At 60.0% G+C, this 23,487-nt stretch carries 21 protein-coding genes; 9 read left to right on the top strand and 12 right to left on the bottom strand.

The window, feature by feature from the left end:
- Positions 1–420: 420 nt before the first annotated feature.
- Positions 421–1,032: a cupredoxin domain-containing protein gene (locus EA462_RS03315; RefSeq protein ID WP_124177136.1), complete on the top strand. Its 612-nt coding sequence runs from the start codon at positions 421–423 to the stop codon at positions 1,030–1,032.
- A 104-nt stretch (positions 1,033–1,136) separates the two neighbouring features.
- Here the strand turns inward: EA462_RS03315 and EA462_RS03310 are convergent, their stop codons facing one another.
- Together EA462_RS03310 and EA462_RS03305 are read right to left on the bottom strand one after the other, a co-directional pair.
- Positions 1,137–2,759 (bottom strand): Coenzyme F420 hydrogenase/dehydrogenase, beta subunit C-terminal domain, encoded by a 1,623-nt coding sequence (locus EA462_RS03310; protein ID WP_124177135.1) that lies wholly within the window; start codon positions 2,757–2,759, stop codon positions 1,137–1,139.
- On the bottom strand, positions 2,749–4,458 hold the full coding sequence (locus tag EA462_RS03305; protein WP_124177134.1) for a nitrite/sulfite reductase: 1,710 nt from the start codon (positions 4,456–4,458) through the stop codon (positions 2,749–2,751). The genes EA462_RS03310 and EA462_RS03305 overlap by 11 nt, the downstream gene beginning before the upstream one ends.
- A gap of 338 nt (positions 4,459–4,796) precedes the next feature.
- Here EA462_RS03305 and EA462_RS03300 point away from each other — a divergent pair, with 338 nt between their 5' ends.
- Positions 4,797–5,273, top strand: coding sequence for a GNAT family N-acetyltransferase (locus EA462_RS03300; protein ID WP_124177133.1), 477 nt, complete (start codon positions 4,797–4,799; stop codon positions 5,271–5,273).
- A 35-nt stretch (positions 5,274–5,308) separates the two neighbouring features.
- On the opposite strand, the gene EA462_RS03295 is transcribed toward EA462_RS03300, so the two are convergent.
- From EA462_RS03295 to EA462_RS03280, 4 genes are all read right to left on the bottom strand, one after another.
- A complete protein-coding gene (locus EA462_RS03295; protein ID WP_243641350.1) occupies positions 5,309–7,702 on the bottom strand; it encodes an ATP-dependent DNA helicase in 2,394 nt (797 codons plus the stop codon).
- Between the two features lie 65 nt (positions 7,703–7,767).
- On the bottom strand, positions 7,768–8,688 hold the full coding sequence (locus EA462_RS03290; protein ID WP_124177132.1) for a CPBP family intramembrane glutamic endopeptidase: 921 nt from the start codon (positions 8,686–8,688) through the stop codon (positions 7,768–7,770).
- A 170-nt stretch (positions 8,689–8,858) separates the two neighbouring features.
- Positions 8,859–10,187 (bottom strand): MFS transporter, encoded by a 1,329-nt coding sequence (locus EA462_RS03285; RefSeq protein WP_124177131.1) that lies wholly within the window; start codon positions 10,185–10,187, stop codon positions 8,859–8,861.
- 12 nt (positions 10,188–10,199) lie between these two features.
- Positions 10,200–10,628 carry an arsenate-mycothiol transferase ArsC gene (locus EA462_RS03280; RefSeq protein WP_124177130.1) on the bottom strand — a complete coding sequence of 143 codons (429 nt, stop codon included), beginning with the start codon at positions 10,626–10,628 and terminating at the stop codon, positions 10,200–10,202.
- A gap of 104 nt (positions 10,629–10,732) precedes the next feature.
- Between EA462_RS03280 and EA462_RS03275 the strand changes: the two genes are divergently transcribed.
- The 4 genes from EA462_RS03275 (at position 10,733) to EA462_RS03260 (ending at position 13,983) form a co-directional block, all read left to right on the top strand.
- Positions 10,733–11,305, top strand: coding sequence for a hypothetical protein (locus tag EA462_RS03275; RefSeq protein WP_124177129.1), 573 nt, complete (start codon positions 10,733–10,735; stop codon positions 11,303–11,305).
- Positions 11,306–11,393: 88 nt separating this feature from the next.
- Positions 11,394–11,876: a DUF892 family protein gene (locus EA462_RS03270; RefSeq protein WP_124177128.1), complete on the top strand. Its 483-nt coding sequence runs from the start codon at positions 11,394–11,396 to the stop codon at positions 11,874–11,876.
- A 15-nt stretch (positions 11,877–11,891) separates the two neighbouring features.
- Positions 11,892–13,163: an ethylbenzene dehydrogenase-related protein gene (locus tag EA462_RS03265; protein ID WP_124177127.1), complete on the top strand. Its 1,272-nt coding sequence runs from the start codon at positions 11,892–11,894 to the stop codon at positions 13,161–13,163.
- A gap of 220 nt (positions 13,164–13,383) precedes the next feature.
- On the top strand, positions 13,384–13,983 hold the full coding sequence (locus tag EA462_RS03260) for a DUF1684 domain-containing protein (protein ID WP_124177126.1): 600 nt from the start codon (positions 13,384–13,386) through the stop codon (positions 13,981–13,983).
- A gap of 47 nt (positions 13,984–14,030) precedes the next feature.
- On the opposite strand, the gene EA462_RS03255 is transcribed toward EA462_RS03260, so the two are convergent.
- Positions 14,031–14,711, bottom strand: coding sequence for a class I SAM-dependent methyltransferase (locus EA462_RS03255; protein WP_124177125.1), 681 nt, complete (start codon positions 14,709–14,711; stop codon positions 14,031–14,033).
- 331 nt (positions 14,712–15,042) lie between these two features.
- Here EA462_RS03255 and EA462_RS03250 point away from each other — a divergent pair, with 331 nt between their 5' ends.
- From EA462_RS03250 to EA462_RS03240, 3 genes are all read left to right on the top strand, one after another.
- The gene (locus EA462_RS03250; RefSeq protein WP_124177124.1) at positions 15,043–16,287 is read left to right on the top strand and encodes an extracellular solute-binding protein; all 1,245 of its coding nucleotides are present in this window, start codon (positions 15,043–15,045) and stop codon (positions 16,285–16,287) included.
- A gap of 151 nt (positions 16,288–16,438) precedes the next feature.
- Positions 16,439–18,061: an ABC transporter permease gene (locus tag EA462_RS03245; protein ID WP_124177123.1), complete on the top strand. Its 1,623-nt coding sequence runs from the start codon at positions 16,439–16,441 to the stop codon at positions 18,059–18,061.
- Positions 18,062–18,163: 102 nt separating this feature from the next.
- Entirely contained in the window at positions 18,164–18,742 is a 579-nt protein-coding gene (locus EA462_RS03240) for a DUF7090 family protein (protein WP_124177122.1), read from the top strand.
- 419 nt (positions 18,743–19,161) lie between these two features.
- Here the strand turns inward: EA462_RS03240 and EA462_RS03235 are convergent, their stop codons facing one another.
- The 5 genes from EA462_RS03235 to EA462_RS03220 all read right to left on the bottom strand — a co-directional run bounded on the left by EA462_RS03235 (position 19,162) and on the right by EA462_RS03220 (position 22,389).
- Positions 19,162–19,944 carry a DUF7089 family protein gene (locus tag EA462_RS03235; protein ID WP_124177121.1) on the bottom strand — a complete coding sequence of 261 codons (783 nt, stop codon included), beginning with the start codon at positions 19,942–19,944 and terminating at the stop codon, positions 19,162–19,164.
- Positions 19,944–20,033 carry a hypothetical protein gene (locus EA462_RS17970; RefSeq protein WP_449289199.1) on the bottom strand — a complete coding sequence of 30 codons (90 nt, stop codon included), beginning with the start codon at positions 20,031–20,033 and terminating at the stop codon, positions 19,944–19,946. Before EA462_RS17970 ends, EA462_RS03235 begins: the two co-directional genes overlap by 1 nt.
- Positions 20,034–20,404: 371 nt before the next feature.
- Entirely contained in the window at positions 20,405–21,343 is a 939-nt protein-coding gene (locus tag EA462_RS03230) for an OapC/ArvC family zinc-ribbon domain-containing protein (protein WP_124177120.1), read from the bottom strand.
- A complete protein-coding gene (locus tag EA462_RS03225; protein ID WP_124177119.1) occupies positions 21,343–21,744 on the bottom strand; it encodes a DUF2073 domain-containing protein in 402 nt (133 codons plus the stop codon). The genes EA462_RS03230 and EA462_RS03225 overlap by 1 nt, the downstream gene beginning before the upstream one ends.
- Before the next feature lie 6 nt (positions 21,745–21,750).
- Entirely contained in the window at positions 21,751–22,389 is a 639-nt protein-coding gene (locus EA462_RS03220) for an Era-like GTP-binding protein (RefSeq protein WP_124177118.1), read from the bottom strand.
- Positions 22,390–23,487: the final 1,098 nt, after the last annotated feature.

Genomic DNA, 23,487 nt, shown 5'->3' with positions numbered 1-23,487 from the left:
CACGTCGCGTTCGAGAATCGGCTTCCCGTTCCGATCGAGATCTCGACGCCGCGTCAGCGACGCTGGGGCTGGAGCGTCGACGGCCGTTCGTCGTTTCGGGTTCGCCACCTCCGTTCATCGTCGCACTCCGCGATCTCGAGGGAACGTTCGGGACGCCATCGCGGGGCTGTGGCTAGGCGAATCGGACGGCTCGGCGGTCGTGCGGGACGTTTATGGTCCGCTGGGATTGCGTGCTCACGGCTTGACCCTTCGGGTAGAAGCCACGTCTCGGGTGGGCTAGCACCCGGGACAGTTCAGTGGTGTCCCAACGGACGTGACAACGACCCGGCGGAGATCGAGTATCCGGCGAAATCGAAGCATACCGGCCTGCCAGTGCGTGGCGTCGGCTTTTGGGGCCAGACGGTATAGGCTCCGAGGACTATGCCATCAGACGAACCACGATCCCGACGAAAAGTCCTTCAGCTCGGAAGCGCTGTCGCTGCCACGGCGTTCATCGCAGGCTGTGGCGGACCCGGCGACGAGAACGGCGAAGAGCCCGGAAACGGAAACGGAGTGGAACCGGAAAACGGAGCCGAACCCGGCAACGGAAACGGTGAAAACGGCGACCCCGAGGCGAATGGAGAGCCCGAAAACGGTGAAGAAAACGGGAACGGAAACGACGACAACGGAGAGAACGACGAGAACGGCGAAAACGGCGACGCGATCGATCCCGACGACGAGATCATGCTCGGCGGCGAGACTCAGGCGTGGATGGGCCAGGAACCGGAGTCCATCGCCGACGAGGAGAATCCGACGCTCACCCTGGAAGAAGGAGAGTCCTACGAGATCACCTGGGAGAATCTGGACGGAGTCGGCCACAACATCGAGATTCGAGACGACGACGACGAAGTAGTCGACGACTACGAAACCGAAATCATAGACGAAGAGGGAGAAACCCAAACGCTCGAGGTCGACGAAGTTACCGACGAGATGGCAGCCTACGTCTGTGAGCCCCACGAAGGCACGATGCACGGCGACATCGAGGTTGAGTAACAGACGCCGCCCTCGAGTCGAGCGGTGGAAAATAGCAACCGTCTCAGCCGAATCCGATCCGAACGGAATCGACGCACCGGACGAGCGAAGCGGGAGAGAACCGTCTAGTGACCCTGGTCGTGAGGGTTGAGCGCAGTTCCGTAATTTTCGGCGTGATCCGTGTAGTCGATAAAGCGCGGAGCGTCCGGATCGAACGGGCGCTCTAGGCTCTCGAAGGCCTTCTTTTTGTCCCAGCCCTGAAGCTTGCCGACGGCCGATTTGTCCTCGAGATCGTGGTAGTCGAGTTTTGGTTCGGTGAGCTCCCAGGCTTTGACGCCCTGTTCGGTCCGGAGGATGACGCTCGAGTACTCGTCGGAGGAGCCGACGGAGCCGACGGTGACGTCCGAACAGAAGCCGGTGAAGTCGGCACACTCGTCACAGCCTTTCAGTGCGGCGTCGTGGAAGTTTTCGATGTCCTCCTCCAGGATCATCTCGCCGTCGTGGCCGTAGACCATCATCTTGCCGTGGAGGACGTCCATCTTGCCGATCTCCTCGGGCGAGATTCCGCGTTTTTCCTCGAGTTGCTCGCCCATGAGGCTGTAGTAGTTGAAGTTCTTGGTACACATCAGCGCGATCGTGTACTCGACGGCCTGAATACCCTCGTTCTGGGCCTGGTAGTCCCACTCGAAGTCCTGGAGAGCGCGGATACCTTCGATCTCACAGGGTGTGCCGACGAGTGCGAGACTGAGATCGTCCCAGTCCTTGTCGGGGAGCTTGTGTTTCCACTGTTTCAGGTCGAGGTTCCCGAGCGCGAGCGTCTGGTTGTAGACGGTTCCTGCGTTCTCGATGAGCTCCTCTTCGGTCGTCGCGAGGAAGCTTTCCGCCTTCCAGGCTTCGTCTTCGCTCTCGGTCGCGATGAGTGCGCCGTCGATCTCGCCTTCCTCGAGCAAGGTCGCGAGGATACCGGTAACGACGCCGCCGTCCTGTGCGCCGTCGGTCCAGTCGTCGTCGACCTTCGCGGAGAACTCAGTGATCGGATCGCCGGCTCCCTTGACGTTGTCCTCGCCGCCGGTGATCTTCCACTGGCGCTCGTACCGGAGCCCACCGCGAGGACAGAAGTCCCAACAGAGCGAACAGCCGGTACACATCTTGACCAGTTCGGGCAGACCGTCGTCACCGACGCCGATCGAATCAGACGGACAGGCGGCGACGCAGGTGCCACACTTGATACAGCGGCCGTCGTCGATGACGGCCTCGTCGAGCTCCATGAACCAGGTCTTCTCGTCCGGCGTCTCGATGTCGTTCATCCGTGACCGAATCGAGTACTCCGGTGTCTCGAGATCGACGCCATCCGGGACCCCGACGCGAGTGTCCGGCGCGTCGTCGTAGACGTCCTGGCTCACGTCCGCAGCGGGCTCGGTGAACTCGAGATCACCGAGGTCACCGTCACTATCGACGTTCGAGACGCCGGCACCGTCGGTCGCGAGCGCTCGTTCGCTTGCCTCCGGAGACTCGGTCTTTTCGCCACAGGTACAGGAATGGGTCGTGCAACCGCTCTCAGCGCTTTCCTCCGAATCCTCCGATCGGATCGCGTCGTCTCGAGCGTGATCGGTTTCCGCTCGCGATCGAGACCCAGCGCCGCTCGTTTCGGGGACGATCACGGCGTCGTCGTCGTCCTCGGAGTGTGGTACGCCGGGGAAGACGCGGTCGACTCCGTCCGCGTTCGAATCCGGGTCGTCAGTCCCCATGGGCAACACCTCGTGCGACGGGAGCGTCGGCGTCTTGCATGGTCTGGCGCAGACGCTCGTTGTCGACGCGACGACACCAGGAGTAGAACTCCTCGCCGTCGTGGCGCTCGTCGGCAAAGGCGTCGAACAGCTGCTCGAGAGCGGGGATTACGGCGTCGGCGGGAACGGCGCTCTCGACCCAATCCAGGAACTCGTTGTCCGCGCCGAGGGAGCCGCCGAGTCCGAAGTCCATCCCCTCGACGATATCGGACTCGCCGTCCTGCGCTCGCGGGCTTTGGCCGTTTTCGTCCAGCTTGACGGTCTCGCCACGGAAGCCGATGTCAGCGATCTGTGGCTGTGCACAGGAGGCCGAACAACCGGACATGTGCATTCGGATGGCGTCGATGTCGTCGGGGACGTCGATTCGCTCGTCGAGTTCGCGCGCCCAGCGCTTGGTGCGCTTTTTCGTCTCGATGATCGCGTAGTTACAGAACTCGTTTCCGGTACAGCCGACGGCTCCGCGGGAGAACGCGCCGGGATCGGGCTGGTACTCCTGTGCGAAGGGTTCCGCCAGAAGGTCCTCGACGTTCTCCTCGGGGATGTGGCTGATGAGGAAGTTCTGATCGGTCGCGAGCCGGACGGAGGCATCCTCCGTGCCGTACTTCTCTGCGGCGCGGGCCGCCTGGGCGAACTCGTCGCCGCCCATGCGACCGGCGATGACGTTGAACCCGACGTACTGCAGTCCGCCCTGTTTCTGGTCGTGGACGCCGACGTGGTCGCCCTGATAGCCGACGGTCAGGTTCTGGCCGTCGGTCGGCAACTCGACGGTACAGCGGTCTCGAATGGCCTGTTCGAACGCCTCGGGACCCATCTGTTCGACGAGATACCGCATTCGACAGACGCCGCGGTTTGTGCGGTCGCCGAGTTCTTTGAACGTCTGGGCAACGGCTCGACAGAACTCGACGGCGTCCTCGGGTCGAACGAACACGTCGAGTTCGGAGGCCATGCGTGGCCCGTCCGAGAGGCCACCGCCGACGCGGGCGTGAAAGCCGTAGACGTGCTCGTCCTCGAGTTGTTTCTTTGCGGGAACGAGTCCGATGTCGTTGATCTGTGACTGTGCGCAGTCGTGGGCGCAGCCGGTGATCGTGAGCTTGAACTTTCGGGGAAGGTTGGCGTACTCGCGGTTTCCGGTGAAGTACTCCGAGACGGCGTCGACGACCGGCTGGGCGTTGAAACACTCGTGGTCGTCGAGACCCGCTGCGGGGCAGCCAAGCACGTTCCGTGCCGAGTCCCCACAGCCCTGGACGGTCGTCAGACCGACCTCGTCGTAGCGCTCCCACATCTCCGGGACGTCCTCGATACGGATCCAGTGTTTCTGGATGTCCTGTCGGGTAGTGATGTCGAGGTAGGCGTCCCCCCACAGTTCGTTTTGCTGCTGGCCGCCGTACTCCTCGGGTGCGACGGCGAGGTCGTCGGTGACCTCCCCGATCACTTCGGCCTGCGCCGGCGTGAGCTTGCCGCCCGGAACCTTGGTCCGGATCATGAAGTAGCCCTCCTGCTTCTGGGCGTACATTCCAGCCCATTTCAGGCGTTCCCACTCACCGTCGCCGGCACGGGCTTCGATCTCCTCGAAGTCGAGTCCGTCCTCCGCGTACTCGTAGACGTCGTCGATGACGTCAAGAGGGTGTTTCTCCTGTTTGTACCGTTCAGTCGTGTTCATTCGAACCACCGCCTTCGAGGGGTGCATCGTCCTTCCATAGCGAGGTACGCATAGTTCATCGGTTACCGGATACAAACGCCCTACAGGTATACCTCTCCGTAATGTGGCCAAACCTGACAACGGTCGCTTCATGCGGAAAATGTTGCCTCTGGAACGGCCGGTCCGCTCACCGGCGAAAGGCGAAATCGGCCACAGCGGATTCAACTTCGCGGTATCTCGATCGATCATCAGAGAATCGTCACCGGTAGCGGCAAATATATCCTGCGAGGGTTTCGATCGTGTACGAGAGACGTCCGAAAGCCGACCCGTTTTGAGGATCGCCGGCCTGATCCACTGATATGACCGCCTTCGTTCGCGTCGCGACCCGGGACGATTCGCTCGAGGTGCGTCGGATCCTCGACGCGGCGATGCTCGAGCCGGGCAACGTCGAAGCGCGAATCCACAACGGTGAGGTCCTCGTCGCAGGCGACCGACGCGCCAGATCGACCGGGAGTGCTCGAGCGAACGCAGTTCACGGCGATGGAAGGACGAGAAGCGACGATTCCAGGGAGGCCGAACGCCTCCTGGGCGCGCTCGTCCTCGAACCCCACGGCAACCAGCCTGGCGCACACGTCTCGGCCGTCGGAGTCCGTCGCCGTCACCGGGGGCGCGGTATCGGGAGCGCACTGGTCGAACGTGCGCTCGAGGACGAGGGGCGGCTCACGGCGCGATTCGACGACCGCGTGCGGCCGTTTTACGAGCGGCTGGGCTTTTCGATCGAATCGATCGACGGCGAGCGCCACCGCGGCATCGCTGTCGCCGACAAACGATCCTGAAACCGGACGCAACCGCTCGAGCGAATGCGCGCGGTTCAATCGAGTCGAGAGCGAAATCGCTCGAGTCCTAACTCGAGCATGTCGGGACTGACCGGTTGGAACTCGCCGTCGTCGGGAAGGTACGGTCGAACGGAGTCCCAGCTCTCGCGTGCGTACCGTTCGTCTAGCAGGACGCGAACGCCGACGTCGTCGGGCGACCGGATCACCCGGCCGATAGCCTGTCGGGCCTTCCGGACCGCGGGGATGGTCAACGCGTAAACGAAGCCGTCCTCGAACTCGTCGTCGTAGGCTCGCCTGACGGCTTTCGTCCGCGGGCTCGAGGTGTTGACGATCGGAACGCCACAGACGACCGCCGCCGAGAGTCTGTCACCGCTGTAGTCGACTCCCTCCGTCAGCGTCCCGCGGAGACTCGTCACGAGCACTTTCCCCTCCCCGGCGAAGAAGTCGCTCTTTAGCGATTCGGTCGCCTCGTCGTCGCTCGAGGCGTCGCGCAAGACCGGCTTGTCGAGACGGTCGCAGAGAACGTCCGCGATCCACTCGGCTTCGGTGTAACTCGGCATCGCCACGAGAACGTTTCCGGGGAGCGCCGCCGCTTTCGAAATCGCACGCACGTAGTGGGTCCGCGTCGGGTTCGATTCATCGACGGAACCCCGGTTATCGTACGTGAACTTCGGAGCGGCAACGGCGAAGCTCTCGCGGTTCTCCGCGGGAAAGTGCAGCCCGTAGCGCCGTTCGACGACCGGACGATCTTCCTCACGTTCGAGGTAGTCGAGCCCGGTAACCTCGGTGAACGCCGCCATCGGCTCGAGCGTCGCACTCATCAGAATTCCGCCGCCGAAGGACGCGAGCCGCGAACCGATGGCATCGCTCGGAACGCAGTTGTGTAACGCGAGTCGCGCGGTGTACGCGCGACGCCACGAGTCGGCGGGCTCGGTCTCGTTCCAGGTGCGCTCGAGTTCGATCTCGCGAAAGTGATCGGTGTGTCCGCGACGATACCACTCTCCGAGCACGCGACCGACCGCAGGCGAACTCCGGGTCCGGTCCTCGCTTTCGGCTTCGTTGAGGATACGTTCGACGACGGCACCGACGGCTTCGGCTCGGGTCCAGTCAGCGTCGCCGTAGCCGGCCTCACGAGCCCATTCGGAGAGTTCGTCTTCGGCCGGTTCGGCCGGATCTCGAAGCGGGACTTCGTCGTCTTCGAGAGCAGCGATGTCGGATTTCCAACCCCCCCATTTCCGGTCGAGATGTGCGGTCACTCGTCGATCGAGTTCGCTCCGGAGATCCTGGACGAACTCGAGGGTCCTGTCGAGGTCTTCGATCGAGACCTCGCTGTCGTTCAGTTCCGCTCGAACCAGGTCGGCGTCGGCGGTCTTGGATCCTCCTTCGACCTGCCGACCCTCCCGTTCGAACTTGACGGGCTGAATAACCCGAGAGAGTTCGGTCTCTGCATCCCTGAGGGACGTATCCGTAATCCCCTCGCTAACCAGGTTTCGCACGCGAGGCTCGAGCATGTGTGCCTCGTCGCAGACGACGAACGTCGACTCGTCGAGCAATGCTCCCGTAAAAGAGCCGACGGTCCGCGGATCGAACGCGTGGTAGTAGTTGCCGACGACGACCTCGACGTGGCCGAGGACGGCACCCATCACCGAATGCGGGCACGTGCCGTGACGGACGCTCTGTGCGACCAGATCCTCCGGCGTGACCGCTCCCGCCGTCGTGAAATCGTACGGAACCGCTTCGGCGCTGTCACTGTCGCTTCCCTCTTCTGGAAGATCCTCGAGGTAGCGCGCATAGAACGGGCAGTACTCGGTTTCGGCGCCGACGGGACCGCCGTCGCTGTACTCGGGTAGCTGGCGCGGGTAGGGCGTCGCCTCGCCCGTGGTCTCGAGGAAGGTTCCGCCGGTGTCTCGAGTGCCGCTGTCCGCGAGGCCGATCTGCTGGCTGCGAGCGCGTCCGGCCAGGCTTCCGGCGGTCGTCTCGCCGCCCTCGCCGGTGATATCCCTGGTTCGATCCCGAAGTGTCTCACAGCGGTCGTAGACGTTCCCGTCGTCGAATCCCGCCACCCGCTCGCGGTTGTACGGACAGACGTCGGCCTTCCCGACGAGCGTGAGCCCGGAGACCGGCCGGGAGTCGTCGGGAAGGGCGTCGTTGATCGTCTCGAGGTCGGTCTCGAACTGGCGCAGTTGCTGTTTGACGCTCGTGAGAACGAGGACGCGCTCGTAGTCGGTGTCGGGATCGCGAACGAGATCGATGCCCGCGGTGAGCGCAATCATCGTCTTCCCGGTACCACAGGCTCCTTCGATGACCGTATAGCCGCCGTCTCGAGCGGTGTCGATCGTCGTCTCGATGCCGTCGACTTGCTCGTCGTAGGGTTCTTCGTGGCCGAACACCGCACGCCAGTTCGAATCCGCCATTCTTGCCTTACTCATCGTCGGTCGTCCATAGCGTTGACGGACCGAACTGGCCGTGCCTTCGGTTATAAACCCTCGGACGGCTACGTCGCGTGCGTCGATCCGTCCGGGTCCGCGACGGATTCGTCTCGGCCGACCGCCCAGTCCGCCGTGAGCTCCGGCGTGCCCCGAATCGCGATCCCGAGTGCGGCGAGGCCGAACACCACGATACCGACCCCGCCGACGGGGTTGACGACCAGTTCGGAGCCGCCCCGTGCGAAGACGATCATGGTCGTCGCGAAGGCGTTGAACGTTCCGTGAAAGACCGCCGCCGACAGAACGGATCTGGTCGCGATCGTCAGGTAGGTGTACACCGGTGACATGGCGAGACAGGCGAATGTCATGACGCCCACGCCCACGACCGGGTTGTTCGGATAGTTGTATCCCTCGAGGATAATCGGTGCGTGCCAGACACCCCAGAGTACGCCGATAGCGCCCGAGGCCTGCCAGAACCCGTACGGAGCGAGTTGGGTCAGGAGGACGCCACGCCAGCCGAACTCCTCACCGAAAGCGAAAACCGCGTTGATACTCACGCCGAGAACGAGCGCCGCGACGGCCGTGAGAATAAGATTGAGCGGCCAACCGGGAAGCGACGGACCGGCGGCTCCGTCACCGTTTGCGGGTGCGAACTCCGTTCCCTCGCCGGTGAGCGGATTGGCGTCGGGAACGAACTGAACCTCGGGGAGCGCCAGCGCGAGTCCCGTTCCGATCAGAATCAGCGCGATCGGAGCGAGGGCTGCGGCCCCGAGCCAGCGAAGACGTCCCCAGGGAATTCGGAGCCCGGCCCGCTCGAACGACGGAGAGCCGGCCAGACAGGTGACGATTCCGGCGAACATCGGCGTGAACATGTATGCCGGCGCGAGGGTGATCATACTCACGCTCAAAAGCTGAGAGACGAAAACGAAGCCGCTCGAGAGCACGATCAGCGAACCCAGAAACACGAAGAGTGGACGGCGATCGGTCACGGTCTCACCTCGAGTTTCGTAGAATTATACTGTAACATATTCGATGGTTTTCGTGCTTGACCATAAGTGTACTGTCAGTTACTATGCTCGAGTGAGAATCATAGAACGAATACAGCGGTTGGGTAATATCTCAGCAATCAACCGGTCCGGAAGAATGGGATCACATTCGCTTACTGGTACGCATCAAATTCTTTCCCGTAGATAGCGAAGTAGACAACTCCGACCATCCCGATGATGGAAGCGGCCGTGAATGCGGTTTCCGGAGTCGCGTAATCCCAGAGAATCCCCCCAAGTAAGCCGCTGGGGATCACGATCGCTCCCCGCACAAAATAATACGAGCCGGTGACTCGGCCGCCTGCCCCCCGTTCAGCGGGACCGACGATCAACGCCTTGTGTGCTGGGAGCCCAGCAAACCGCAATCCGGAGAACGCGAACAGGGCGATCAGAACCCAGACGTCCTCCGGTGCAAATATCAGCACGATCGGGAAGGCGGCGTAGACGAAAAATCCGAACCCAACGACCGGTTTGAGACCGGTTCGTTCGGCGAGTTTCGCTGCTGGTGCCATCGTTAGCAGCGCAACGAGCATCTCGATGCCTGTGAGCACGCCGAAAAATGCCGCTGGAGCGAGGTCAATCGCTCCGACTGCGGGCACGTTCACCATCCAGCCAATCTCCATCATCTGCGTGATTACCAGGATGAAGAACACGTAGACCATTCCGTTGGCAAACCTGACAAAGGTGTCCGCTACGAGGAGTGGCTGCAACGGTTCCGGGAGCGCTCTGAGATCGTCGAGGATCTGTCCGAATCCTTCGAACTCGGAGCCGACTGAGTCTTGCTTGGACTCGTACATGACGTGCTGGACGAACGTCCCGAGAACGGCGAAGATGATCCCGATGACGAGCACCCACAAAAATCCAGGTATGAATTCGTCGGCGACCAAAACCGCGACGATCAGCGGGGCAAGCAGGAATGCCGTCCGTCGGAACGTCTCCGTGCTGGCGAACCCGCGAGCCAGACGATCCGGTTCCGTGGCCTGCTTGACGATAGCATAGTGGCCACCGATGCCGAAGGACTTCCAGCACTGAGCGAGCAATAGGCCGACGAACACCCACACCCACGGCTCAATGGTGAGAACACCGAGGTCAATGGGATCTATAAAGGCGGCTGCCAGCCAGATGCCGAAGCCGATCGACGACAGAAAGCCAAAGACGGTCAGGGCGTAGCGAGAACCGACACGATCTGAGATTACGCCACCATAATACGGATACACCGCACCGATCACGTTCCCAAATGATCCCCAGATTCCGACGACGAGGCCTGAGGCTCCCAGAAAGATGAGGTACTCCGAGAGGAACCGGTTTGTCATCTGGAACCCGAGGCTGAACGCGAACATCGCCAGCGAGAGAACGAGCACGTCCCGTTTGAGCGAAAAGAACTGCTGGAACGTATCCAACGGGCTCGTTTCATCTGCCTCGACCGTGACTTGTTCTCTAGCCATTGATGGGTCCGTTTATCGTTGCGTGTCCGACAGCTCGATTCGATCGAAAAAATCCTCGACACGCTGTTGAATCTCGTCGCGTTGAGATCGAACAGCGTCCAGATCATCACTGCCAGGATGTTCGAGATTCCACGCCTCTGTCGTTCCATTCCAGTCATCGGGGACAAAATCGTCGATCGAACAGCCCATCGTGACGACGTATTCGGCGTCAGCGACATCCTCGACGGTTATTTCGCGTGGATTCCGACCACTGATGTCGATTCCCACCTCGTCGAGCGCCGTAATCACATTTTCGTGAACGTGAGCGTGAGGATCGGTCCCGCCAGTAACGACGTTGACCGAATCCTCACGTCCCCGCTGGCTTCGCTCTCGTTCGGCGAACGCGGTCGCCATCTGACTGCGGCCGGCGTTCCCGACACAGACGAACGCTATTTTGGTCATAGGCCTCTATCATTGGTCAAGAATAAATATATTTCTCTATACAGTCAATCGATATCGATTTACCGGTAACGGTGCTTTCCCATACCGAGGCTCACAGACGAACTATGACCGGCCGGAAGAATGCGATGCTCACGACAGAAGACCGGCGGTGGTTGACGGGTGAAAAAAGCTACGAGGGTGAACACGCGAAACAACAGCGATACCAACGTCGTCGGGATATTCGGGAACGCGTCTACAACTCGTTGCTCGATTTCACCATCTTGTTCGAGTATCTTGAGGCGGATGAGCGTGAGAAATTGTTCGGCACGGCAGGGACAAAACAGACGACACTTACGGACGATCGGAAACTGTCCAACGGTGTTCGTGACGCGTTCGCGTTCCTCCTGTATAGTACGGGGATCGACGCAAGACTAGGCACGGACGCGAACAGACCAAGCCCGGTTGCGGACCAGTTGCTGACCGAGGCGTTTCATCGGGTAGGTCGACGAGAGAGTGTCCTTGTCCAGAACGTAGACATCGACATCGACGTAGTGGAGCTCCCACGAGAATCTCTTCTGGAGGACTTAGCGGCTGGGAACGAGCTGTCATCACACGAGCTCAAGATACTGCTTGAAAGCGAGGACGTAGACACACGAGAAGTTCAGGAACACATTCGTAGACAGGTGTTAGACGAATGATGTTCGGTGGTACACGAAACACTGGTACTCAGACACGGCCGGGCACGGCAACGCAACTAATCCGATTTGCTGTAAGGAGAACTAATCGATGACGACCACGACACCGACCGAGATGTTCGAACGGGAACTACAGAAGCTCTATCACGCAGAACTCGAGATCCTCGATCTTCACGCGGATCTCGCTGAAGCCGCGGCGAGTGAGGATGTCGAGGTGCTTTTTACGGATCACGAGGAGGATACGGTCGAACAAATTCATCGGATCGAGCGACTGTTCGAGGAGCTCGATCAAGAGCCACGAGCCGAAGGGAGCCCCGTTATGGAAGGGATCCTCGCGGAGAAAAACGAGATCGTCTCGACCGATGTCCCGCCAGCGCTCCGCGATTTGGACGTGTTGAGCACCGGGATGATGAATGAACGGTTCGAAATCACGGTGCTCGACCGTCTCTTGCTGTTGGCGGCGGACATAGAACTCCCCGAGGAGATCACGAAGGAGCTGGCGGCAAACCGACAGGAAGCCAGAGCTGCGCTCACCAAAATGGAAGCGATCGTCGAACGACGGCGGGTCGAATAGTACGTGGGATCCCGTATGACTGACCACTGGCGGCCAGAACAGAAGTTGAAGCGACTCGACACCCAAATCGCGTTTAATTCGGAACAGATCTACTTCCGATTTCGATGGGACCAGCCGAACCCGGGTGGCTGGATTCACGACATGCTGGTCTACCGTGATGGTGAGTGGACACAGTTTGCCAACCCGTCTCCATGGATCGCAGAAGGCGATAATTCCGAACATACCGGCTTCTACGAGGATCGCGTCAGCTTCCTGTTCGACGACGGTTCGGTAAAAGGCTTCGAGGAGTTCGGGGGTTGGCTCACCGTCCACACAGGAATGCGGTCTCTGCCCAGTGAGGTATCCGAACAAACCGTTCGAGAGCACGAGCACCTCGGTGACGACGGCCTCGAGAAGACCGATATTCGAAAGTACATTCCACAGGCCGTTGAAGGGGAGTGGTGGGAGAACGACTGGCGACAGATCAGATCTGAGACGGAACTCGACCAGCTCAAACAGGACGGTGTCTTTCTCGATCTTCCGATGTGGCGAGCCCACCGGAGCAATCCGAAGGGGTACGGAACTGACCATCACGTCCTCGACTATCGTCATAGCGATCAGGGCCAAAACACATACACGACACAGGAGTGGGATCCCGTGGACGGTCCCGAGTACATGTGGGATCCCGACGTCGTCGAGGGAGGTGCACTTGATTATCACGAGATTCAGCGGGGAAACTTTCCGGATCAGCAGGACGGCACGTACGCGTTAGTACTGGAGAATGCGGTTGAATTCGATCCTGACGTCGCCGAATGGGAGGGAGCGATGATCCCCCGACGTCCGCTTCGAGAACCGTACGGGAGCGCAGCGGACTGGCGAGGGGCCGGAACCTGGGACGATGGAGAGTGGATCGTCGAGATGTGGCGTGACCTACAGACCGACCATCCGACGGATACGAAGCAATTGGAGCGCGGCGGCGTCTACACCTGGACACCAGCGGTTCATCACGGTGCTGGGAAACGCTGGCATTGGGTCGCGTATCCGTACAAACTCGGTCTCGGCGTCAGGCCGGATTATCGCGGCGAGTACCATTCCCACGGAACGAGCGAACTCGTCGCCGAAGCGTTCGACGGTGAAAGGCCCGACTGGAGCGAGGTTCCAACCTATACGATCCCACTCATTTTCCCAGGTATACTCGACTGGACCGATCTCACTAGCGATAACCATGCGATGAGTGAAGAGATCCGGAATGCGGAGATAACGATGTGGGAGCTCTATGAAAAGGATCCAGAATCGTTTCTCGAATAACCAGAGGGACGATGTGTATATATCCCTATTCACGGATAGGAAGATTGTCCGTTCAATACGCGCGTGAAGTGAATGCAAACAGTTCATCCAACAGAACGAAACGAACGTCACACGAATCGTTTTACAGCAGTCTCGTGTTCAAGATAGCCACTCGACACCGAACCCGGTGTGGTGTCCTTCGAAGCGCAACGCATTCCCGTCCGGCACCGCTACAGCAGGTATGACCGATTCGTCCGAAGTCGACGCCGAAGCCGAGTTCGACGTCGACCAGTGGCAAACCGAACTCGAGGACAAACGCACGGAGAAAGACGAGTTCTTCACCGAGCACCCGCAATCACCGATCCCACCGGAACGTCGCGAGTCGTTCGAGGGCCTCGAGTACTTCGAGCCGGATCCAGCCTATCGCGTGACGGCGACCGTCGAGACGGACGAGGATCCGGCGGTCGTGCTCATGGAGACGACTGCCGGAAGAGAGATGCGCTATCTCCGCGTCGCGGCCCTCGAGTTCGACCTCGAACGCGGCGACGGCGAGTTGCGAGACGGGACGTTCGAACTCGCAGCGTACCAGCTCGAGAGCCCGAACGAAGAGCCGCTGTTCGTCCCGTTCAGGGACAAGACGACCGGCCAGCAGAGCTACGAGGGGGGTCGCTACATGGAACTCGCGTCGGATCGAACGCTCGCTGACGGCGACGAAATCGTCGTCGATTTCAACCTGGGGTACACGCCGTTCTGTGCCTACAGCGAGACGTTCGACTGTCCGCTCCCGCCGGAAGAGAACTGGCTCGAGGTGACGATTCCGGCGGGCGAGCGCTTCGAGTGAATTGACGGGGAGTCTAGAAGAACGCGGCAGTCGCGGTTGAACGGCGGCTACGGGGCCACGCCGACGGTGAGTAACGTTCCGTACTCACGATACCGTTCGACCATGTCCTCGCGGCTGTCCCAGTCGTCCGTCGGGAACTCCTCTTCGGAGGGAATCGTGATCTCACGGTCGGGAATAGTGTCCTGTTCGCCAACGGATAGACCGGCGTTACGGAACCCCTCGCGATACTGGCTGCGGTCCCAGCGGGTCATCTCTATCGAGATGAACTCCTGCCACTCGTGTGAGTGAACGTTCTCCTCGTAATAATTCACGGCGCAGTAGAACGTGCCACCGGGTCGGAGCACTCGAGCGATTTCCTCGAGCGCGTGGTGGGGATCGGCGGCGTAGTAAAACGCCTCCATCGACCAGACGTGATCGATCGAATCGTCGGCAAACGGGAGCGAATCGAAGTCACCCACGAGATATCCGACGGCGGGATCGTCGGTGTAGCCCGCGGCGTTGTGTGCCATCTCGGGTGCGCCGTCGAGCCCGTAGACGCGTCCTGCACCCTTCGTCTCTCGCAGCGCACGGCCGGCGTAGCCGCTTCCACAGCCGAGATCGAGAACGGTCTCACCCGGCTCGAGGGGAATCCGCGCCAGTGCGTGTTTGGCGGTATGCCAGTGGCGCTCTTCCATGCCTCTATCTTTGCCGTTGGCCGCCCACTCGTCGAACTCTTCGCGAACGCTCATAGCCCATCTTCGAGCAGGGAACCCTTCCCGGTTACGGGTTTGGAGGTGACGGACGAGTCGTCTTCATCGGTAACGAGGGCCGGTGCTGAGGCCACTTTCCCAAGCGCAAGTTGATCGGTCACTCGAGGTATCGGTAGGCGCGTCGGAACGAGATCAACCGACAAACTCTTTAGGGTGGCCTAAAATCATACATACAGGGGTTTAGGTCAGCCAAAAACGTGGGCATCGTTCAGGCTGACGGCCCTTCGAGCGGTAGCTGCCGCCACGTTTTGTTGATGTCGGCAACGAACATCGGAAGATATATGTGTTTTAGGTCAGCCTAAAACTAGATATGCGACGACGCAACAGCAATCGGATGCATCGAAAGACTGGTCGACGATCGTTTCTCGCCCTGACGGGCGCTACCGTAGCCGGGACCGCCGGCATCGCTGGCTGTCTCAGCGATGAAAACGGGACCGGGAATGGAAATGGGAACGGTAACGGTAACGGTGACGGCGGAACCGATACCGGTGGCAACGGAGACGCCGGAACCGCGACGGTCGCTGACGCTGATCCGCTCGCCAGCCCGGTCGACGGAAGCGGGGTTTCCTGGGACGAGCTTGGCGACCTCGAGGGCGAGGTCACGGTCTACTCGGGCCGAACACGCGACCAGATCGATCTGGTGTTCGAAGCCCTCGAAGAAGAGTACGACGGACTCGAAATACACCGCAACTGGGACGACAACGACGCACAGGTCAACCAGCTGGTTCAGGAGGGTGACGCAACGCCGGCAGACGTGTTCTACTCCCAGGATCCGGGTGCTCTGGGTGCAGTCCACGACGAAAGACTCGTACAGCAGCTTCCGGAAGACGTCGTCGATACCGTCCCCGAAAGTTACCGCGAGCCCGGCGGACACTGGACCGGCGTCAGCGGTCGCGTCCGTTCGATCCAGTACAACGAAGATCGACTGGACGAAACGCCGTTCGACAGCTGGGACGAACTGCCGACCGATATCTTCGAGTACGCGACCGACGACCGGTTCGAGGGGATTATCTCGACGCGTCCGAACTCCGGAACGTTCCGCGGATTCATTCAGTCGATGGTGGAACTCGAAGGCGAAGACGCGACTCGAGAGTGGGTCAGCGGTTTCATGGATCAAGATCCACAGCTGTTCTCCGGTGGCAGCGATCAGGCTGCGGCCGTCGAACGTGGCGGCGACGACGATCCGATCATCGGACTGGGCAACAGCTACTACGCCGCACGACTCGTCAACGAGGACCCCGACTCCCCGATCCGGGTAACGTTCACGGAAGACGATCCGGGCTGTCTGTTCAGCGTCGCGGGCGTCGCCGTCACGAACAACGTCGACGATCCCGAACTCGTCGCTGAATTTACGCGTCACCTCGTCGCAGAGGAGGGCCAGGAGTTCATGATGGAAGCCAACGGCGAGTTCCCCGTCGTCGAAGGCGTCGACTACGTCGGACCGCTGCCGAATCCCGACGAGCTCAACTCCCCGAACTTCGATCTCAGTAGTTTCGATATGGAGCTGCAGGAAGCCCGCGAACTCCTCGAAGACGAGGGAATGCTTCCACTCTAACGGCAGTCAACCGTTTTACCTCCTGATCAGGGACACGCTCACCGGCCGTCCGGGGCCCGGGTTGCTCGAGGAGCTAATCAAGAGTTTCAAGAGCGTTGGGCGCCGAGCACTCGACCACGCGAACTGATCCCATCGGTGCGCGAAACACACGATGAAATCGACAACGAACGACCCCGAGGCCACACGTCGGACCGATTCCATCCGTAGCCGGATCGATCGTGTCAACAAGTGGACGGCCGCATTGGGGTCGCTGAGCGCAATCGTCGCCCTTCTCGTCGTCACTCCGATGTTCTGGGTGGTGTGGCAGGCGTCGACGGTCGAGTTCTCACGTGCCTACGACCTCGTCGTCTCCTCACAGACCGCGTTGATTACGGCGAACAGTATCGGATTGATGCTGTCAGTCACGCTGTTTTCGATCGTACTCGGCGTTCCACTCGCCGTACTAACAACACGAACCGACCTGCCGTATCCCCGCTTTTGGACGGTCGTAGCCGCGCTCCCGCTCGTCATTCCGAGCTACATCGGCGCGATCGCGTTCGTCTCCATGTTCGGCTCTGGCGGCGAGGTGGACTCCTTACTCGGCGTCACGCTTCCCCGCGTCCACGGGCTTCGCGGATCGATTTTCATCATTACGCTGTACACCTACCCGTACGTGTTTTTGACGACCAGGGCGGCGCTGCTATCGATGGACAGTTCGCTCGTCGATGCGGCCCGCACGCTCAACTCCGGCCCGCTCGAGGCGTTTCGACGGATTACGTTTCCCCGGATCAGGCCGGGAATCGCCGCCGGAGCATTACTCGCCGGTCTCTACGCGATATCGGATTTCGGAACGCCCGCGTTCATGCAAGCCAGCGTGTTCACGAGCGCGATATACTGGGAGTTTAGCGGATTCGCTCCCGAATACGCCGCGTTGCTGGCATTACAGCTGGTCGCAATCGTGGCCGTCGTTCTCGTCATCGAAGCTGGCATCGGACGCGACGAAGACGCAGGCGGCGGTACGGACGGGAGCGGGAGCACGATACGGCTCGGCAACTGGAAGTGGGCGGCGATGAGCTTCATCTCGCTGCTCGGCTTCGTCACACTCGTCGTTCCAGTCGCGATCTTTACGAGCTGGCTATTCCGTAGCGAGGGAGATCGGATTCCGTCCCTCGAGTTCCAGTGGGAGTTTGTGTACAACTCGGTTCATCTGGCACTCCTCGCCGCGGTGGTGGCGTGTGCGTTCGCCCTACCGGTCGCGTACTACTCCGGGCGAACGAACTCGCTGGTTTCCCGAATACTCGAGCGGGCAACCTACGTCGGCTTCGCCGTTCCGGGCATCGTTATCGGGCTCGCGTTGGTTTTTCTGGGAACTCGAACGCTCCCTTCACTGTACAGACAGGGAATCTGGCTGCTCGTGTTCGCGTACGTTATTCGGTTTCTGCCCCAGGCGGTCGGTACCGTTCGGTCGTCCGTACTACAAGTCGATAGCCAGACGATCGAAGCCGCTCGAACGCTCAATGTTGGGCGACTCGAAACGTTCCGACGAGTTACCTTGCCACAGATAATGCCAGGCGTGATCGCCGGCGGTATCCTCGTGTTCCTGACGACGATGAAGGAACTACCGGTGACGCTGATGGTCGGCCCCATCGGGATGGACACGCTCGTAATCATCATCTGGGACGCCCAGGACGCCCTTGCCTATCGATACGCGGCCATCCCAGCGCTGTTTCTCATCTTCATCTCGGGACTCTCGATGTTGGTCCTGCTACGACAGGAAGGATCCGACCTGGACTGATAGTCTAGAGGTCAAATCCCGACATTTGTACCCGTTCAGCATCACCGCTCGGGGGCGGGAATCCGCACTATTAAGTCGATTCCGTAAGTTGTTCACGCCAACATGGATTATCGGCTCGAAATCGAGGGGACACCGGCGACGATTTCCGGTGGAACCGGCGTTCTCTTGCTTCATCCGAGTACGGGCGAAACGGACCGCATCGACACCGACTTTCTGAAAACGGACACCGACCACTTCCTCGTCGTCTCCACCCGAACGACAGCCCGCGAAGCCAAACAGAAACTCGAGTACTACGACGTCGACGAAGAACGCGCCGAAATCCTGGACACGCTGAGCATCGAACGCGGTTACTCCCGACGAACGAGCGACACCGTCCACTACGTCGCCGCCCCCGACGACGTCGACGCCATCGTCGAGCACATCGACGGCTTTCTCGACGCGTACGACGGCAAACTCCGGCTCAGTTTCGACTCGATCACCGAACTCGCCTACTACGCCGGCGACGACGACGCACTCGAGACCGTCGATCGAATCCTCGAGTTACTCGCTTCGTACGACGCCGTCGGGCTCTTTCACGTCTCCGAAGAACCCCACGATGCGTCGCTCGTCGAGGAGTTCCGCAAGCGCTTCGACGGCGTGATCGACCTCGACGAAGACGGAAGCGTCGACGCCGATTTCTGACCGGACCGAGGCAGAGCGAATTTCGACGATCTCGGACAGGTTTCGACGACGGAGAGATCGCTACACTCGAGTACTCAACGTACTCGAATATTCGAGGGGCTCGAATTACATCAGTATGTACTGCACTCGAATCACTCGAGTATTCGAGGGGGCTCGAGAGGAAGCGAAGGGGTTGCGGATTCGAGAGTGTTTCCGTCCACGGGGATTCCGAACCGATCGATCCACCGCGGCGCACGCTGTATCGCGGTGAGCACGGCGAACCGCGATTCGATACCGTGCGAGGGGTGAGCGAGCGAACGGCGTGAGCGAGCGAATCGGTTGGGGAGGACGTGGAAATCCTCGGTGCCAGAAGTGTAGTTGTCACTATATATGACAGGAAAAACCACGCTGAACAGTCATCCGGAGAGCGCGTCGAACGGTTACTCGGAGAGCGCATCGAACGTCTTCTCGGCCCATCTGACCGCATACGACGAGCCGTGGTCGCGATAAGCTTCGGTCTCGAGTGCTGCAAACGGAGCCGGTAACTCGAGTGCGTGTTTGATCGCCGCACACGCGAGTTCGGCCGCGTCCGCAAAGTCGGTGTCACCGCGAGCGACCGCACGCGGAAGCTCCGAAACACGGCCCTCGAGTCGGCTGCCGGCGTCCTGCCAGGCCGCCGCGAGGTCGGAGTGGTCGGCGTGCCACTCGGCAAAGACGTCTCGGCTCTGGAGTCCGACCCAGCCGTCGTACAGCGCCGCTGCGATCTGATACGTGCCGGCCGGCTCGAGATCGACCGCTCGATCGAACTCCCGATATTCCGCCTCGAAAAAGCCGAGGAAGTGTTCCGGAACCTCGAGACCGAGTTCGACGAACGCCTCAGCGAGCAAGAAATCGACGAATGGATCGGGCGAGCCCTCGATTCGCGGTTTGACCAGCACGACCGGCGGCGCTGTCTGGTGCGTCCAGACGATGCTGCCGTCGCCCGGCATGCCGATCGTGAACTCGGAGCCCGCATACCGCGCGAGTAGCGCCGGCGTGTCGGCCGGCAGCCACTCGTCGGGATAGCTCGTCGGCTCGAGTCCGTCGACGACGAGGCCGAGATCCTCCGCCTGCGCGGGCGCAAGCGTCTCGAAATCGCGTGCACAGTCGAAGACGAGCGCATCCGGTGCGTGCAGGTCACGAACGGCCGATACCGAACTCGAGAGATTTCGAGGCTCGAACATCAGACGAAGACTGTCTGGAAGACGAGCAAAAGCGACAGGACTGCCGATACGGCAACCGTTCCGAGGACGATCTTGGTTGGGGTGCTCATAGTCGGGAGCTATCGCCCGTATCGCTTAAATCCATCCTTCTTACCGCCGGCTGCAGCCGAGACGGCTGTCGTCTCGCCAAGAGTTGCGTTCTATCGTCTCGCCAGGATGATATTGGACAGGCATCTGCTTGTCGTGAACTACTCAGCACTCGAGGCCACCATTTCAACTGGAACGGAGCGTCCCACTGCAACGCTCTACAGCGTACGCGTTGGAAAATCGGTATAGAGCACAAGGCGGAAAATCGGTATAGAGCACAAGGCGGAAAATCGGTATAGAGCACAAGGCGGAAAATCGGTATAGAGCACAAGGCGGAAAATCGATACAGAGCACAAGGCGGAAAATCGATACAGCGTGGAAGATCGGAAAAGCGTTATTCGTCGCCGTCTCGCCAGGAATCGGGAACGTCGATGACGTACCGGCCGTCCTCTTGCAAGGAGATAATGTACTCCTCACGGTTGTACAGCCCCATCAAATTGAGTTCGTACTGCCCCGGACTCACGATCTTGATGCTCTCGAACTGTTCGTTCAGTTCCTCGCGCAACTCGTCGATCGACGGCTGATCGTCCGACGGCTCGCTGACGACTCGCCCGCCTTTCGGTGATTTCTCCTCGGCACCCTGTTGTGGGGTCTGCCCGTCGCGATGGTGCGCTGATGAGGAAGGCCGCTCGCCGGACGTTTCGGGTTGCGTTTCGGCCGGGGACTCGGGACTCGAGTCGGGGGGATCGCTCGATGTCCACTCCGCTGGAAGTTCGGCGCTCGAGACGACGTCGCTTCGTGCGTTCGACTGAGCTTTTCCTTCGGTCACCTCCGGTGGCTCTCCATCGGCCGTTCCGGCCGCAGACGTATCGGACGTCCGGACGTCCGTGCCGGAGTCGGACCTCCGTACGTCCGTATCGGGATTTGGCTCCGGCGTCCGGGTCGAGTCGGCCGTCGACGCGTCAGCGGTCGACGACGAACGGTCTTCGGGTCGGCGTGCCGTCTCCGGCCACTCTCGCGTCGAAACGTCCCGCTTCTCGAGTCGGCCCGGTCGCTTCGGACGGTCGGACGCGTCGGAGCGATCGGTGGAAGTGGACGACGGAGGAGACTGATCCTGGGAGGTCCGACTCGAGTCTCCCGGTCGAGCGGTCGACGTCCGGTTCCGTGCAGTCGATTTGCGTGCTCGATCGGCTTCCGCGTCGGCCTCGTCGCTCGCGGACGATCCCGCCGGCGTGAACTGGAACTTGTTACCGCCGCAGTCGGGACAGCCCGAAAGCATCTCCTTGGAGCCGTCGGGGAACGTCCGACCACAGTCCGTGCATTCGTGGGGCATTAGTTTCGGGACACGAGCGCGCTGATGAGCGTTTCGTCCTTGTGAAGCGTTTCTATCTGGTTTGCCGGACCGATCACGGTCAGTTTCGCCTCTGATTCCTCGGCACCCATGAGACGGCCGAGCAACGACGAGTCGCGAGTATCCGATTTCGGATACGTTTCGATTTCGATCCCGTTGAACTCGTCGGGATTGATCTCGGCCATCGTCGTTTCGATGAGCCGACTCTCTTCGTCCGGCGTCAATCCCTCCTCCAGGATGACGATGTTGCCGTCGTGGACGCCGTCTAAAATCATCCGTATCTTCTCCATGGTCGCCATGCTGTCCATCCGCTCGCCGCTGATCAGATCGATTTGAACGCCGTCCGACGGGTTCGAATCGTCCGCGTTAGTTGCCTTCGGCATCGGTATTCACCCGAAGTACTCCGCGATGGAGCCGTAAACCTCGTCCATGTTTTCGCCCTCTTTGGCGGATAGGGGGATCGTCTTGTGCTGTGGGAAGGCGTCCTCGATCCGTTTGACGCTCGAGTCGTCCAGATCGATCTTGTTCGCGAAGATGAGGACGGGAAGTTCTCGAGATTCGATGATCCCGATCAGCATCGTGTTGACCTGCGTAATGGGGTCTTCCGCACTATCGAGAACGTAGATGACGCCGTCGACGTCCTCGCGGAGCCAGTGCATCGCTTCAGCGACGCCCTCTGTCGCTTCTCGAGAGCGACGGATGGCATCGTCTTCGTCCATCTCGTCGGTGAACTCCTCGTAATCGACCTTCGTCGTGACACCGGGTGTATCGACGATGTCGATCGTCACCGTCTTACCGTTTCGTTCGATCTCGACGTTTTCTTTTCTACGCGCGCGACGCGTCTCGTGTGGAATGTGGCTTTCCGTCCCGATCGCATCGCCGGTCCAGTCCCGAGCGATACGGTTTGCGAGCGTGGTCTTTCCAGCGTTCGGCGGACCATAGATACCGATTCGTTTGGGCTCCTGTTCGGAGAACAGGCGGTCCGTAGCCCGAGAGATACTATCTTTGAGTTCTGTGAACAGTCCCATCTATAGGGCCTCCAGCACACGGGGTGTGTCTGCGCGTACTACTGAACCGAACTCACTTAAGCCTACGTCAAACGAGTTGAGGTTCAAACAAGACGGAGTGTGCAATCGCATGAATCAGGGATGGAGGCTATAATCTGGGATGGAAGCTAAATCAAGAACCTTGAACACATACAACCGCAAACCCGTGTGATTAAATAGCAACCGCGTTCCGACACCCCCACCCCCTCGTTTCAACTGGAACCATCCGAAGGACAGTCCCCGAATAGTCGTCTGAGCTCCCGTATCGACCGATCGGAACTCGAGCCGAGGAGAAATCCACCGAATGAGTCCCCAACGTGATGGATTTCGATGATATCGATCGCTCTAGTAACTTAGATCGAATAAGAGATGTAATCTAGGTACGACTAGCAATTAAACCAATACCTTCTAGTAAAAATACTATTTTGCTAGTGCTACGGACCTTATTACTCACACACCCAAATAAAACCTTCCATCTATAAGACCTCTCGATCCCCCTCCCCTCCTTCACTGCGTTCCAGTTGAAACGGAGGGGTGGGGGGTTGCAGCCATTGTCATAAACTAGCAATCAACAAACACAACTCGCAGTGAGACATCCATCAAGCTTCACTGACTGGGACTTCACCACTTCTCGCGTGGCCACATCGTCGATCGGGATCGATTCGGCATCGTACTCGCTGCTCCATCTAGAACGGATAATCGTTCTGGAGTTGAAACGGTGCTCTCTTCGGATCCGATACGTCGAGAAACCGTCTTCTCCGACCTCCGTTTATTAGAATCAGTTCTCGAGGACGACGAAATACTCCGATAGATTATCAGATCTACCGATCGAAACCCATCGAAAGAAGATCGAAATCCATCGAATGAAGGCCGAGTGCATCGATACGGGAGATTCGACACGACGATGATCGATCACGTGTCTCATCTAGTTTCGGGTCCCGACTTCGGACTCCAACGTCTACGATTCAGTCTGGAAGGCTGAATTAAAGGGAAGAATTTATTACCAAGCTGTTCCTCTGTTTCGTTTGCATCAACTGGATCCAGACCAGGTGGCTATACTCAGAGTCCGGCTGTATTGCC

Source organism: Natrarchaeobius halalkaliphilus, from assembly GCF_003841485.1.
In the GTDB taxonomy this organism is placed as follows: domain Archaea; phylum Halobacteriota; class Halobacteria; order Halobacteriales; family Natrialbaceae; genus Natrarchaeobius; species Natrarchaeobius halalkaliphilus.
The sequence above is the reverse complement of the archived record's forward strand: the minus strand, read 5'-3'. Positions and strand labels throughout refer to the sequence as shown.